Origin of the sequence: Streptomyces sp. NPDC018947 (assembly GCF_044390505.1) — a bacterium.
Taxonomy (GTDB): Bacteria; Actinomycetota; Actinomycetes; order Streptomycetales; family Streptomycetaceae; genus Streptomyces.
This window is the reverse complement of record NZ_JBIRZD010000002.1, coordinates 51,239-64,801: the sequence shown is the minus strand read 5'-3', so window position 1 is coordinate 64,801 and position 13,563 is coordinate 51,239. Positions and strand designations below refer to the sequence as shown.

General features: G+C 69.5%; 12 protein-coding genes and 2 pseudogenes. 10 read left to right on the top strand and 4 right to left on the bottom strand.

The features are described from left to right. Positions 1-546: 546 nt before the first annotated feature. Positions 547-633 (top strand): annotated as a pseudogene (locus tag ACH499_RS05015) (IS5/IS1182 family transposase); the annotation flags it as partial. A 148-nt stretch (positions 634-781) separates the two neighbouring features. Here ACH499_RS05015 and ACH499_RS05010 read toward each other — a convergent pair. After that, positions 782-1,450: a TetR/AcrR family transcriptional regulator gene (locus ACH499_RS05010; protein ID WP_399013862.1), complete on the bottom strand. Its 669-nt coding sequence runs from the start codon at positions 1,448-1,450 to the stop codon at positions 782-784. A 168-nt stretch (positions 1,451-1,618) separates the two neighbouring features. On the opposite strand from ACH499_RS05010, the gene ACH499_RS05005 reads away from it, so the two are divergent. The 6 genes from ACH499_RS05005 to ACH499_RS04980 all read left to right on the top strand — a co-directional run bounded on the left by ACH499_RS05005 (position 1,619) and on the right by ACH499_RS04980 (position 8,925). Beyond that, positions 1,619-2,656 carry a medium chain dehydrogenase/reductase family protein gene (locus tag ACH499_RS05005; protein ID WP_399013861.1) on the top strand — a complete coding sequence of 346 codons (1,038 nt, stop codon included), beginning with the start codon at positions 1,619-1,621 and terminating at the stop codon, positions 2,654-2,656. Between the two features lie 333 nt (positions 2,657-2,989). Then, on the top strand, positions 2,990-3,667 hold the full coding sequence (locus ACH499_RS05000) for a FadR/GntR family transcriptional regulator (RefSeq protein ID WP_399013860.1): 678 nt from the start codon (positions 2,990-2,992) through the stop codon (positions 3,665-3,667). Further along, a complete protein-coding gene (locus ACH499_RS04995) occupies positions 3,664-5,121 on the top strand; it encodes an amino acid permease (RefSeq protein WP_399013859.1) in 1,458 nt (485 codons plus the stop codon). The genes ACH499_RS05000 and ACH499_RS04995 overlap by 4 nt, the downstream gene beginning before the upstream one ends. A gap of 31 nt (positions 5,122-5,152) precedes the next feature. Next, entirely contained in the window at positions 5,153-6,199 is a 1,047-nt protein-coding gene (locus ACH499_RS04990) for an asparaginase (protein WP_399013858.1), read from the top strand. A 170-nt stretch (positions 6,200-6,369) separates the two neighbouring features. Then, positions 6,370-7,782, top strand: coding sequence for an aspartate ammonia-lyase (gene aspA, locus ACH499_RS04985; RefSeq protein WP_356198272.1), 1,413 nt, complete (start codon positions 6,370-6,372; stop codon positions 7,780-7,782). A gap of 324 nt (positions 7,783-8,106) precedes the next feature. Beyond that, a complete protein-coding gene (locus ACH499_RS04980; RefSeq protein WP_399013857.1) occupies positions 8,107-8,925 on the top strand; it encodes an SAM-dependent methyltransferase in 819 nt (272 codons plus the stop codon). Between the two features lie 175 nt (positions 8,926-9,100). Here ACH499_RS04980 and ACH499_RS04975 read toward each other — a convergent pair whose 3' ends face one another. The 3 genes from ACH499_RS04975 to ACH499_RS04965 all read right to left on the bottom strand — a co-directional run bounded on the left by ACH499_RS04975 (position 9,101) and on the right by ACH499_RS04965 (position 11,680). Beyond that, the gene (locus ACH499_RS04975; protein WP_399013856.1) at positions 9,101-9,292 is read right to left on the bottom strand and encodes a hypothetical protein; all 192 of its coding nucleotides are present in this window, start codon (positions 9,290-9,292) and stop codon (positions 9,101-9,103) included. Between the two features lie 116 nt (positions 9,293-9,408). After that, positions 9,409-10,752, bottom strand: coding sequence for an APC family permease (locus ACH499_RS04970; protein WP_399013854.1), 1,344 nt, complete (start codon positions 10,750-10,752; stop codon positions 9,409-9,411). Then, positions 10,745-11,680 (bottom strand): carbon-nitrogen hydrolase family protein, encoded by a 936-nt coding sequence (locus ACH499_RS04965; RefSeq protein WP_399013853.1) that lies wholly within the window; start codon positions 11,678-11,680, stop codon positions 10,745-10,747. The genes ACH499_RS04970 and ACH499_RS04965 overlap by 8 nt, the downstream gene beginning before the upstream one ends. A 212-nt stretch (positions 11,681-11,892) precedes the next feature. Here ACH499_RS04965 and ACH499_RS04960 point away from each other — a divergent pair, with 212 nt between their 5' ends. From ACH499_RS04960 to ACH499_RS04950, 3 genes and pseudogenes are all read left to right on the top strand, one after another. Next, positions 11,893-12,666, top strand: a complete 774-nt coding sequence (locus ACH499_RS04960) for a TetR/AcrR family transcriptional regulator (RefSeq protein WP_399013852.1) — start codon at positions 11,893-11,895, stop codon at positions 12,664-12,666. Between the two features lie 81 nt (positions 12,667-12,747). After that, positions 12,748-12,864: pseudogene (locus tag ACH499_RS04955) on the top strand (IS5/IS1182 family transposase); the annotation flags it as partial. A 154-nt stretch (positions 12,865-13,018) separates the two neighbouring features. Next, complete coding sequence (locus ACH499_RS04950; RefSeq protein ID WP_399013851.1) at positions 13,019-13,450, top strand: hypothetical protein; 432 nt, start codon at positions 13,019-13,021, stop codon at positions 13,448-13,450. Positions 13,451-13,563 lie beyond the last annotated feature (113 nt).

Sequence of the window (13,563 nt, the reverse complement as noted above, 5' to 3'; positions counted from 1 at the left end):
GCGGAACCCGCCACCAGCACCGCTCAACGACGAAAACCTGCGTGGGCCGGCCCAGAGGGCTTGGCGGGGCGTATCCATCACGCGGGGGTCGGCCACCACCCACTGCCGGTCGAAGGCCCGGTAGCCGAGGCGAGCGGTGGCCGGCCTGGGCGGCCAGAAGTCGAACTCGTTGCCGGACACTCTGTCGGTCAACGGTCCCAGCTCATTGGCCATGCCCGGAACCCGATCAACGCTGTCGCGGAGCCTGTCGGAGCCGGCAGCGGAGTGCCCGGACGATGCCACGCTCCATGTGCCCTTCCGCGGTACACGCCAGGGGGCGACGACGATCGCGTCGCAGCCCAGATCGCCCGGCTGGCTGCCGAGCACGCCGCGTACGAAAGGGCGGCCGCACCGCCGGCCGACCTGGCCCAGCGGCTTGAGGCCCTGCTGTTCGATACGCAGCCACCGCGCCTGCGGTGCTTCCTCGAGGAGACGCAGGACGGCAGGGTCATCGGGTACGCCACCTGGGCTCCGGAGGTGTCCACCTGGGACGGGGGCTCCGTACCGCGACGCATCGTCCCGCGCATCGCTCGCAAGGACATCGAGTCCTCCGAGCGGCTGGGCCGCCACCGTTGGACCCTGGATCGGACGGTGGTGTGATTGGCCGGGTGCCGTCGCCCGCACCGTCGCTACGAACAGCTTTCTGTCCGGGCCCCGTGAAACTGCAGCACCTCCCGATGTCTGCCGGCGAACGTCCCGAGCCTTGGTACGGCCCGGACCGCGGCATGTGAGGCGCCGGCGCTCACCGGCAGCGGACGGCCTTCAGGTGCCGTAGTTCGTTCTCGTACAGTTCGGCCGGGTCGAATCCCATGCCGGCGAAGTGGCCTGCCAGTTCCAGGGAGAGGATGCCGTGCAGGCGGGTCCAGAAGTGCAGGGCGCGGCGCAGGGCGGCTGGGGGAGCGGGGTGGTCGCCTGCCCACTGCCGGTGTTCGGCGAGATGGGAGTCGAGCGGAGTCTCCTCCCCGGTGGCCGCGACGGGGCCGGCGGCCGGCTCGGCGGCATCGAGGAGGGTGTCCATGATCTCTGAGGCGATCATGGTGATGTCGTCGGGGGCGTGGTAGCCGGGGACGGGTGTGCCGTAGATGAGGAAGTAACGCTGGGGGTCGTCCAGGGCCCAGGCGCGCAGTGCGTGTCCCAGTCCGGCCAGGTCCGCGCCCGAGGCGGCGGTGGCGCGGAGGGTGTCGGCGAGGCTGCGGTAGGCGTCCCGGATCAGCTCGGTGATCAGCTCGTCCCGGCTGGCGAAGTACCGGTAGAGGGCGGGGCCGCTCATGCCCAGATGCTTGGCGATGGCGTTCAAGGACAGTCCCGGCGCCCCGGCTGCGGCGATCTGCTCCCAGGCGCGCTCCTTGATCTCGGTCCGCAGCTGGGCGCGGTAGCGCTCGCGTGGAGTCTCTTTCCCTTCGATGGCCATGGGCTCGTCCCTTCCTTGTCGTGTCCGCCTGCTCTCCTGCCGGAGCGGCTGGTCGGCAACCAGGGTTAGACCCTATTACGAACGCACTTGACCGTCACTCGGGGGAGTTATAGCCTCTAACGAAAGTGCCAGCTACTAACGACGCTGGTGGAGTCGAGGGAGGTCGTCATGAACGCCACAGGGATGGTCGAGGTCGTGCTGCCGGGCAAGGTCGAGCCGGAAGGGCTTCAGGTGCGGCGCGGTGCCGTCCCGGCCGCCGGCCCGGGGCAGGTCGTCGTCCGCATGGAAGCCACGGGTGTTTCCTTCGCCGAACAGCAGATGCGCCGCGGCCGCTACTACGACCAGCCGCCCTTCCCCTTCGTCCCCGGATACGACCTGGTCGGCACCGTGACGGCGGTCGGCGAGGGCGTCGATGCGGGTCTGGTCGGCACCCGGGTGGCCGCGCTGCTGAAGGTCGGCGGCTGGGCCAGCCATGTGGTCGCCGACGCCGCCGACCTGGTGCCGGTCCCGGACGGCATCCGCGCGGCGGAGGCGGAGACCGTGGTGATCAACGGCATCACGGCCTGGCAGATGCTGCACCGCAAGGCTCGCGTCCGCGCCGGGCAGACCGTCCTGGTGCACGGCGCCAACGGGGGAGTCGGTTCCGTCCTGGTGCAACTCGCCCACGCCGCCGGGGCGAACGTGATCGGTACCGCCTCCGCACGCCACCACGCCGCCCTGCGGGAACAAGCGGTGACCCCGATCGACTACCGCTCCGAGAACGTCCCCGCCCGCGTCCGCGAACTCGCCCCGGGGGGCGTGGACGCCGTCTTCGACCACGTCGGCGGCCGCGGCATCGTCGACTCCTGGCACCTCCTCGCCCCCGGGGGCACCCTCGTCTCCTACGGCAGCGCCTCCACCCGCGACGACGAGGGGTCCAGGCAGTGGCCCGTCCTCAAGCTGCTGGGCCGGGTGTGGCTGTGGAATGCCTTGCCCAACGGCCGCCGCGCCTACTTCTTCAACGTCTGGGCCGGCCGCGCCCTGAACCGCGGTCGCTTCCAGGACCGGCTGCGCGCCGACCTCGCAGAGGTCTTCGAAGCTCTGCGTCGAGGTGAGATCACCGCCAGGATCGCCGCCGAACTGCCCCTGACCCAGGCCGCCGAGGCGATGCGGCTGGCCGAGTCCGGCACCATCGCCGGAAAGGTCGTCCTGCGCGGGATGGCCTGACCGGGCATCTCGCTCACGAAGTCCTGGTGGCACGGATGGACGGCGCGGGTGAAGGGCGTCGGCGACCCTGCGCCGGCCGTGGCTTCCGTACCCGTAGCGGGGTTGGACACGGTGTCCCGGACGGGGTCGCGGCCGAGCAGCGTCACGTAGGGCAGCAGCCCTCGGGTCGGGTCGTCCTGGGAGACGAGCAGGGTGACGGTTTTCAGGCTCCGCTCCCCGTGAATATTTTCATCCGCCGAGCCTTGACAGTGCCGCTACGGCACCCGCAGGATCACTCCCGTGAACCTGTCAGACAGCAAGACAGCCAGTCAGGGTCCGCGACGGATCAGCGCCATGGAAGCGGTCCTGGCGCATCTGCGTGCCGCCATAGAGAACGGCGAGTACGCGGTGGGGGACAAGCTCCCCTCCGAGGCGGAGCTGTGCCGCACCCTCGAGGTCAGCCGGCCCGTGCTGCGTGAGGCCCTGCGCGCCCTCCAGACGATGGGCCTGACCGTCTCCAAGACCGGCAAGGGCACCTTCGTCGTCGCCAGCTCCGTGGAGGACCCCACCTTCGGCGACTACGCGGCCAGCGACCTGCTGGAGGTGCGCCGGCACGTCGAGATCCCGGTGGCGGGCTACGCGGCCCTGCGCCGCACCCCCGAGGACCTCGACCACCTCACGCACCTGCTGGAGCGCATGGAGCGGGAGACCGACACCACCTCCTGGGTCGCCCTCGACACGCTGTTCCACCTCGCCGTCGCCCAGGCCGCCCAGAACCCGGTCTTCCGCCGGGTCATCGAGGAGATCCGCGACGCACTGGCGCGCCAGTCGGCCTTCCTCAACGAACTGGGCGGCCGCCGCGAGCAGTCCAACTGCGAGCACCGGGCGATCGTCGAGGCACTGATGGACGGTTCCGAGCTCGACGCGACGGACGCGATGGCGCACCACCTCGACCGCGTCGAGACGACCCTCACCGACATCGTGCGACCCGCGCGCACGGAAACCCCCACGGAAGGCGGACCCGAGGCGTGAGCGAGCAGCACCTCAAGGAAGAGACGCGCACACCGGCCGCACATGTCGACGCCGGCGACGCGGGCTACAGCAAGTCCCTGAAGTCCCGGCACGTCAACATGATCGCCATCGGCGGCGCCATCGGCACCGGTCTCTTCCTCGGCGCGGGCGGCCGCCTGGCCGACGCCGGCCCCTCCCTCTTCGTCGCCTACGCGGTCTGCGGCGTCTTCGCCTTCCTCGTCGTGCGCGCCCTCGGTGAACTGGTGCTGTACCGGCCCTCCTCCGGCGCCTTCGTGTCGTACGCCCGCGAGTTCCTGGGCGAGAAGGGCGCGTACATCGCGGGCTGGATGTACTTCCTCAACTGGGCCACCACCGGCATCGCCGACATCACCGCCGTGGCCACCTACACGCACTACTGGGGCATGTTCTCCGACATCCCCCAATGGCTGATCGCGTTGATCGCCCTGGTCGTCGTCCTGACGGTCAACCTGATCTCGGTCAAGATCTTCGGCGAGCTGGAGTTCTGGTTCGCGATCGTCAAGGTCAGCGCACTGGTGATCTTCATGTGCATCGGCGTCTTCCTGCTGGTCACCCGGCATCCCGTCGACGGCGCAGCCGCCGGCCCGTCCCTGATCGCTGACAACGGCGGCGTCTTCCCCAACGGCCTGCTGCCGATGCTGCTGATCATTCAGGGCGTCGTCTTCGCCTACGCCTCCGTCGAACTGGTCGGCGTCGCGGCCGGCGAGACCCCGAACCCCGAGAGGATCATGCCGAAGGCGATCAACTCGATCATGTGGCGCGTCGGACTGTTCTACGTCGGCTCGGTGCTGCTGTTGTCGATGCTGTTGCCCTGGAACGAGTACACCGCCGGGCAGAGCCCCTTCGTCACCGTCCTGTCCAAGGTGGGCGTCCCCGCGGCCGGCGGTGTGATGAACCTCGTCGTCCTCACCGCGGCCATGTCCTCCCTGAACTCCGGCCTGTACTCCACCGGCCGCATCCTGCGCTCCATGGCGATGTCCGGATCCGCGCCGAAGTTCACCCGCGTGATGAGCCGCAGCCAGGTCCCGTACGGCGGCATCCTGCTGACCAGCGGTATCTGTGTCCTGGGTGTGGGCCTGAACTTCGTGGTCCCGGCGGACGCCTTCGAGATCGTCCTGAACTTCGCGGCGATCGGCATCCTCTCCACCTGGGGCATGATCATGATCTGTCACCTCCTCTTCTGGCAGAAGACCCAGAAGGGCGAGCTGACCCGCCCCGGCTACCGACTGCCGGGCTCTCCCTGGACCGAACTCGTGACGCTGGCCTTCCTCGCCACCGTCCTGGTCCTGATGTACGCCGACGGAGGCGCCGGCCGCAGCACCGTGCTGTGCCTGCCGCTGATCGTCGCGGCGCTGGTCGGCGGATGGTTCGGCGTCCGAGGCCGCGTCACAGCCCGGACCCGCACCACCCGACCCACCACCGGAACCGACGCGTGAGCCACGCACCGTCCCCCGACAAGAGGCAGTGATGTTCAGCATTTCCGTCGCGGACGCACCCCTGATCCGGGAGCCCCTCCACGCCCCCGTCGCCCACCTGATACGCGACGGGCTCGTCGAGGGCACCCACCACGGTTCCGTCGTCGTCCTCGACTCCGAGGGACGCGTGCAGTTCCAGCTCGGTGACATCGAGGCCGCCTTCTACCCCCGGTCGGCCCTCAAGCCCCTCCAGGCCGTCGCCATGGTGCGCGTCGGGCTGCCGCTCGACGGCGAGCTGCTGTCGCTCACCGCGGCCAGCCACTCGGGCGAGGAGCGGCACCTCGCCGGGACCCGGCGGATCCTCGAACTCGCCGGGCTGAGCGAGGACCGCCTGCGCAACGTCCCGGACATGCCCTACGACCCGGTCGTTCGGGACACCTGGGTCCGGGAAGGCCGGCCGCCCTCCCGGCTCGCCCAGAACTGCTCCGGCAAGCACGCCGCCATGCTCTACACCTGCGTCCTCAACGACTGGCCGGTCGAGGGCTACCTCGACCCCGGACACCCCTTGCAGCAGGCCGTCGCCGAGATCGTCGAGGACCTCACGGGACAGCGGATCGCGCGGGTGAGTGTCGACGGGTGCGGGGCACCCCTCTTCTCCGTCTCGCTGCACGGCCTCGCTCGGGCCGCCGCCCGCGTCACCGGCGCCGCCCCCGGCACGCCGGAGGCGCGCGTGGCCGACGCCATGCACGAGCACGCCGAGATGGCCTCCGGCTCCGGGCGGGACGTCGCGGCGCTGATGCGGGCCGTGCCCGGGCTGCTCGCCAAGGACGGCTTCGAGGGCGTACAGGTCGCCGCGCTGCCGGACGGGCGCGCCGTCGCCGTGAAGATCGCCGACGGCGCGGACCGGGCGCGGGTGCCCGTGGCCGCGGCCGCTCTGGCGCGGGCCGGTGTCGATCCCGATCTGCTCGTCGAGTTCCAGGGGGAGACGCTCCTCGGAGGCGGGCAGGCGGTCGGCCGCGTGCGGCCCGTCCGTGCGCTGGAGCCGGTCGCGGCCCGGGATCGCGCCCAGGGCCTGTCGTTCGGATCATCGAGGCCGTGAGATGCGCTTGCCGGACCTCGCGACGCCTCGGTGATCCACACGCCGGATCCCAGAGCCCTGCCGGACGTCCAGTTTCACGGCTGCGGGCCGGGTGTGGCCGGCGCGCAGTCCACCATGCCCCTTGCAGGGGCGCTCATGTCCCCTCTCCCAGAAAGAGGAACCGTACCCTCATGACCGCCGCCGTCACCCGCAGCGAGCACGACCTGCTCGGCTACCGTGATGTTCCCGCCGACGCCTACTGGGGCGTCCACACGCTCCGCGCCACCGAGAACTTCCCCGTCACCGGCACCCCGATCTCCGCCTACCCGCATCTGATCGACGCCCTCGCCGCCGTCAAGGAGGCCGCCGCCCTCGCCAACGAGGAGCTCGGACTGCTGGAGCCGCGGAAGGCCGCCGCCATCGTCGAGGCCTGCCGGGAGATCCGGGACGGCAAGCTGCACGACCAGTTCGTCGTCGATGTCATCCAGGGCGGCGCCGGCACCTCGACCAACATGAACGCCAACGAGGTCGTCGCCAACCGGGCGCTGGAACTGCTGGGGCACGAGAAGGGGCAGTACGGCTTCCTGCACCCCAACGAGGACGTCAACCTCGGCCAGTCGACCAACGACGTCTACCCGACCGCCGTCAAGATCGCGACGGTCTTCGCGGTCCGTCGACTGCTCAGGTCGATGTCCGTACTCCAGGACTCCTTCGCCCGCAAGGCCGTCGAGTTCCGTGACGTGCTCAAGATGGGCCGTACACAGTTGCAGGACGCGGTGCCGATGACGCTCGGCCAAGAGTTCTCGGCCTATGCCGTCATGATCGACGAGGACCGCAATCGTCTTGACGAGGCCGTCCAGTTGATCCATGAGATCAACCTCGGCGCCACGGCCATCGGCACCGGACTCAACGCTCCGGCCGGATACGCCGAGGCGGCCCGCCGGCACCTCGCCGCCATCACCGGACTGCCGCTGGTCACGGCCGCGAACCTCGTCGAGGCCACCCAGGACTGCGGGGCGTTCGTACAGATGTCAGGCGTCCTCAAGCGGATCGCGGTCAAGCTCTCGAAGAGCTGCAACGACCTGCGGCTGCTGTCGTCCGGTCCACGCGCGGGGCTCGGCGAGATCAACCTGCCGCCGGTGCAGGCCGGGTCCAGCATCATGCCCGGCAAGGTCAACCCGGTGATCCCCGAGGTCGTCAACCAGGTCGCCTTCGAGGTGATCGGCAACGACGTCACCATCACCATGGCCGCCGAGGCCGGACAACTCCAGCTCAACGCCTTCGAGCCGATCATCCTGCACTCCCTCTCGGAGAGCATCACCCACCTCCAGCGCGCCTGCGTCACGCTGGCCGAGCGGTGCGTGGACGGCATCACCGCCAACACCGAGGCGCTGCGCGCGAGCGTCGAGAACTCCATCGGCCTGGTGACCGCCCTCAACCCGCACATCGGGTACACGGCCGCCACCGACATCGCCAAGGAGGCCCTCGCCACCGGCCGCGGAGTGGCCGAACTCGTCCTGGAGAAAGGCCTGTTGCCCGCCGAGACCCTCGCCGGCCTGCTCCGCCCGGAGGTCGTCGCGGGCAGCGGCGCGCCGCTGGTCTGATCCGCGGCCGGGCCGCGGCGACGCGTCGGGACCGGCGGGGGCCACGATGGTGATCATGACAATGACGTCGTCCCATCCCTTCACGCCGGTCCTGGAGCGCATCGTCGAGGAGATCGAACACATCCCGGCCGCGGCAGGCCCGCCCAGCATGTCGTGGAAGGCCTGGTAGTGGCCGAGTCGCCAGGGGCGGGGTGGAGGCGCACAGCTCGTCGGGCGTGGAGGTCATTTTTCGTCGGTCTTTCCTGCACGGCACGCAGTCGGTCCTCAACTCCTGCCGGTAGGTTGCTCCTTGACCGTTCATCGGCATGATCCGGAGGAAAGCCCGTGACCGAGATACCAGCCGCGTCGATCGAGGCGCGCGAGCGCATCAAGACGGACCAGCCCCACACGGCCCGGATCTGGAACTACTGGCTGGGCGGCAAGGACAACTACAAGGTCGACCAGGCAGCCGGAGACCAGATCCGCGGCCTGCACCCCGGCATCGGTGACTACGCCCTCGCCGACCGGCAGTTCCTCGGGCGCGCCGTGCGGTACCTCGTCCGCGAGTGCGGAATACGCCAGTTCCTCGACATCGGCACCGGCCTGCCGACCGCCGACAATACGCACGAGGTCGCCCAGCGCCTCGCCCCGGATTCCCGCGTCGTCTACGTCGACAACGACCCCATCGTGCTGGCCCACGCGGAGGCACTGCTGACCAGCACGCCGGAAGGGAGAACCGACTACCTCGACGAGGACCTGCGCAACGTCGACGCCATCCTTGAGCAGGCGGCGCGGACCCTGGACCTCCAAGAGCCCGTGGCGCTGATGCTGCTCGGCGTCGTCATCTTCATCGAGGACACAGACGAGGCGTACGGGATCGTGCGGCGTCTGATGGACGCGCTGCCCGCCGGCAGCCACCTCGTCCTCTCCCACACCATCACCCGGCCGGACATGCCGGATGTCGACGCCGCGGTGGCCTTCTGGAACGAGCACGGCACGCCGAAGCTGACCCAGCGCACCCCGGCCGCCATCGCCGGGTTCTTCGAGGGGCTGGAGCTCATGGAGCCGGGCGTGGTCTCCTGCAATCGCTGGCGGCCGGACGACGGCGAGGCCGCTCTGCCCGCCGAAGTAGCCATGTTCGGCGGTGTGGGACGCAAGGTCTGACCGTCTTCTGCCGGGGAGGGGCGGAGATGTCATCGGCACCGCCCCTGCCTGCCCGAACGTGCCAAGGACGGGGCCCGACGACCGCAACACGGGCACGGACCGCCAGGAGGAACAACTTCTCCAGACCGCGAACGCCTCCCGCAGCACTCCGAAGCACCCCTGAACTGGGCACTCATCACCACGAGAGGGACAGGTCGAGCCCGCGCCCGAGGTGGGGCAGCAGGTCGGGCGGCACCGCGTAGTCCTGGCCGGACGGAAGGCCGAAGGTGGCGAGGGGGGACGAGGGCCGGTCGGTGCCGTCGATCCGGTAGGTGGGCTCGCCGTGGAACAGGGCGACGGCGAACCGGTCGGCGGTCGGCAGCGTCACGGAGGCGGGGCCGGACGACCCCCGGCCGGCGCCTCCGGCGGACATCGCGCGGGCCGCGGCGTCGCCGATGAGGGTGGCAAGGCCGTCGCTGTGGGGCTCAGCACGCCGATCCGTTGTCAGGGGGCATGGGCGCGCTCGTCCGCGAGACTGAGTTCGGGGGTGGGGCGGCGGAATCCTCGGGTGAGCCAGAGGAGGTAGCCGCATCCGGCCGTGAGCCATACCAGTCCGATGGTGAGCGCGTCCGCACTGAGCTGGGTGATCAGGTAGGCGGTGACGCAAGCGCCGAGCGTCGGTGCCACCACATACCCGAGGACGTCGCCGCCGCCGCTGGTGGGCCGGTTGCGGAGGTAGAAGAGCACGACGCACACGTTGACGGCGGTGAATGCGGCGAATGCGCCGAAGTTGATGAACGACGTCGCTGTCTGCAGATCGATGTTCAGTCCGGTCAGACACATGGCCCCTGTGACGAGGAGGCTGAGTACCGGTGTCTGTGTCCGGGGGTGCAGCGTGCCGAAGATTCGCCGGGGCAGGACGCCGTCGCGGCCCATGCTGTACAGCAGACGGCTCGAACTGAGCTGCACGGCAAGGCCCGAGGCGAATCCGCCGACGATGGCGGCCATGTTGGTCCAGTCGGCGAAGGCCTGGCCACCGACCTGTACGGACAGGGTGTAGCCGGCGATGTCCGGGTCCGTGAAATCACCTCCCGGGTGTACGAGTTGCATGATGTAGGCGACCGTGGCGAAGAGCAGTCCGCCGATTCCGACGACGAGGACGACTGCGCGCGGAATGGTACGCCGGGCGTCACGGGTCTCCTCGGACAGCGTGGTGACGGCGTCGAAGCCGAGGTAGCTGTAAGCGGCGACGGCGGCGGCGGCCGATATGCCGGCCGGCCCGCTGTCCGCGTTCCACAGCGGTGCCGTGTAGGAGCGCGGCTGTGTGTCCGCGAGGTGGACCAGGCAGTAGGCGACGAACAGCAGTACCAGAAGAACCGCGAGCGCGGTCAGCAGCTTGTTGACGCGGTCGGCGAGGGAGACGCCGATGATGTTGACCAGGGTGGTCAGGCCGGCGTTCAGGAGCATCCATGCCCAGACGGGGATGTGCGGGAACTGGGCGTTGAGGTAGACGGACTGGACGAGCCAGGCGACCATCGGCAGGAACAAGTAGTCCAGCAGGACGAGCCAGCCGACGAGGAATCCGGCCCGTCCGCCCGCCACCTTGCGGACGTAGCCGTACGCAGATCCGGAGACGGGAAAGTGCCGGGCCATCTTGGCGTAGCTGAGAGCGGTGAGGCACATCGCCGCGGTGGCCGCGAGGAAGGCCGTCGGCGCGGTCCCCGAGCTGGCCGCGGCGATCACTCCGAACAGCACCATCACGAGACTGGGCGCCATGTAGGCGAGTCCGAAGGTGACCACGGATGCCAGGGACAGCTTGGGGACGAGGTCCGCGGAGGTCCTACTCATGTCCGGCGCCGCCTTCCGAGGTGACGGAGCCGTCGAGGGAGGCGGCGCGCTGCGCGGCCGGCGCCTGGGCCGGGACGGCGGGGCGCCAGGCGGCCGGGTCGATGTACCCGTTGTACAGGGGGAGTGCGAGGCGGCTGTCTCCTTCCTGGAAGTGCTCCCAGGGCCAGGAGTCACCGCTGGTGCCGTAGGTGCGGGCCGCTGCGACCCGGTCGAAGTCGACGATGCCGACGAGGGTGGCGTCCTCCATGCCGGCGGCGGGGATCTGGAAGTGTCCTTCGGGGTCGACGAGCAGGCTCCCGCCGTGGGCCGTGGGGGAGGAGCCGTTGACGCTGGCCACCCAGATCTGGTTGACGATGGCGTTCGCCTGGTTGAGGGGGATCTCCTGGATCCGGCCCGTCGTCGGGGTCTGGACCAGGTTGATCACCAGTTCGGCGCCCATCCACGCCAGGTGCCGGGTGACTTCCGGGTACCAGCTGTCGTAGCAGATCGACAGGCCCACCCGACCGTGACCGGGCATGTCGAACACGACGAACTCGCGCCCGGGGCGGAACGGTTCGTACGGGCGCCAGGTGAAGATCTTGCGGTAGTGAGCGGCCCGCTCCCCCTTTGGGTTGTAGACCACTGCGGTGTTGTGCACCGAGCCGTCCTCCGCGCGCTCCAGGATCGTTCCCGGAACGAGCCAGATGCCCAGTTCGCGGGCGAGTGCGGCGAGCTCGCGGCCGCGCGGGCCGTCGAGTGGTTCGGCGTACCGGTCGACGGCCTCCTGCTCGGTCATCTCCTCCACGCCGAGCGAACACAGGTGCAGCTCCGGATAGACGACGAGCTGGGCGGCGTTGGGTGACTTCATACGCCGGCGCAGTCCGTCGGCGAACTCCTCGAGGGATTCCGCGGACGTCTGGACCAGGGCGACGCGTAGGTGCCGGCTCATGAGGGCTCCTGAGGTGAAGGACGGGCCGTGTCGGAAACGGTGGTGCACAGGTACGGGCAGCCGGGCCCGAGTCCGTCGGGCGGAGTCGGCGGCGGCGTGGCCTGCGACACGGAACCCGATCCGACATACCGTTGTCAACGGTGTTGGCAACAATGATTGCCTCCTGTTGGTAAGGTCGTCACCCGACCCCACGACCGAGAAGACCGGCACCCATGGCGAAGAACACGGCACCCAAGGCCCCGGAGAACGCCGAAACGGGCTCCGCTCGCGGCACCGGCCCACGCCAGCGCAGAAGCGTGCGCCGGGAAGCCGCGGTGAACGCCGCGTTCCAGCTCGCCGAGCGCGAGGGCCCGGCCGGCCTGACCATGCGCAAGCTGGCCCAGGAACTCGACGTGGACGTCTCCATCCTCTACCGGCTCTTCCGCGACAAGGACGCACTCGTCCTCGCACTGTGCGAGCGGACGATCGAGATCGAACTCGACGAAATCGGCGATGTCCCCGAAGAGGAAACCTGGCAGGACACACTGCGCCGCATCGCCGACATCACCTGGGCCTACCAGAACCGCTTCCCGGCCATCACCCTGCTCAGCTTCGCCCGCACCACCGGCGGACCCGCCGAGCAACGCATGGTGGAGCTTCTTCTCTCCACCTTCGAGCGCGCCGGTCTGCCTCCCACCCAGACCGTCCTGTTCTACCGCACCTTCATCGACACCGCCCTCGGCCTCTGCGCCCACTCCGCCTCGCTCAGCTCGCTCGCGCCCGAGGACCGTGAGAAGGACGACTCGGCCTGGACCCGCGTCTACTCCCATCTGTCCGAGCGCCACTACCCGGCAACCGTGAGACACATCGACGACCTGACCACCGTGACCCAGAAGGCGATCTACACCGCCGCCGTCGAAGCGATCCTCTCCGCCGCCGAACACGCGGTGACCGAGCACCTCGAGACCGAGCGCACCACACGCTCCGAAGGCACCGACAAGGCATGAGGAGCCTCACGGCGGCCCCTCGCGTGAGCATTGATCAGCAGGCTCGCCAATGACCAAGGCGAGCGGGAGGAAGGCCGGTTAATGTCCGAGGTGCGTGCAGCTCTTGTCCCTGGCAACCTCTGGGAGCGGGTGGCCCCGCTGCTGCCGCCTGCTCCCGAGCGGCTGCATGTTCCCGGCCGAGCGGCATTCATCGGCGTATCACGATCAGTTGGGTCGCCAGGGCCACGATCACAATCACCCTGATCCGGTTTCTTCCGGCAGTGGCCTGTCCGCTGCCCCGGACTACCGCTTGGAGCCCGTTTTGTCCTTACGTACAGCTTGCGTCCGTCCTGTATCCCTTCTCCTGGCGACGGTGTTCGTGACCTCGGCGCTCACCGGCTGCACGCTGATGGATCTCGCCCAGGGCTGCGAAGGGACCGACGCCGAGGTCGAGGAGATGGCAGCGCTCAACATCCTTGACTCCAGGCACAACCGGGCCACCGTGGCCCGGGGCTTCGAGGAGGTCGACGCCGGCTGCTGGTCCGACAGCGGCGACGTCATGGTGTACGCCGAGCGGACATACGCCTTTCCCGGCACACGGGCCGAAGTGGCAGCGCACTACCGGGCAGCAGCGCAACAGGACGGATGGAGCCCAGACCCCGAGGCTGCGCCCGATGGCCTGAGCTTCGTCAAGGAGAGCAGGAGTCTGCAGATCGTCTTCCTCACCGCCGAACTTCTCGCGGAGGAGGGCCATGGAAGCCGCCCCGACCTCGCCACCGGTTATTCGATCAGCGTGGGCTCATGAGAATTGCGGTACCGAGGTGGGCTGCGGAAAGCCGGCAACGGAAAGTCACGCCCGCATCAGGGGCGAGGCAGGGGTGACGGCGGCCTCGTAGGACTCGGCCGTTGTGTCGTAGC

Excerpts from the sequence above, each read along its gene's own strand:
- aspA (WP_356198272.1), top strand. The coding sequence starts at position 6,370 with ATGACCGCCGCCGTCACCCGCAGCGAGCACGACCTGCTCGGCTACCGT.
- ACH499_RS04965 (WP_399013853.1), bottom strand. The coding sequence starts at position 11,680 with ATGAGCCGGCACCTACGCGTCGCCCTGGTCCAGACGTCCGCGGAATCC.
- ACH499_RS05010 (WP_399013862.1), bottom strand. The coding sequence starts at position 1,450 with ATGGCCATCGAAGGGAAAGAGACTCCACGCGAGCGCTACCGCGCCCAG.
- ACH499_RS04970 (WP_399013854.1), bottom strand. The coding sequence starts at position 10,752 with ATGAGTAGGACCTCCGCGGACCTCGTCCCCAAGCTGTCCCTGGCATCC.
- ACH499_RS04960 (WP_399013852.1), top strand. The coding sequence starts at position 11,893 with ATGGCGAAGAACACGGCACCCAAGGCCCCGGAGAACGCCGAAACGGGC.
- ACH499_RS05005 (WP_399013861.1), top strand. The coding sequence starts at position 1,619 with ATGAACGCCACAGGGATGGTCGAGGTCGTGCTGCCGGGCAAGGTCGAG.
- ACH499_RS05000 (WP_399013860.1), top strand. The coding sequence starts at position 2,990 with ATGGAAGCGGTCCTGGCGCATCTGCGTGCCGCCATAGAGAACGGCGAG.
- ACH499_RS04990 (WP_399013858.1), top strand. The coding sequence starts at position 5,153 with ATGTTCAGCATTTCCGTCGCGGACGCACCCCTGATCCGGGAGCCCCTC.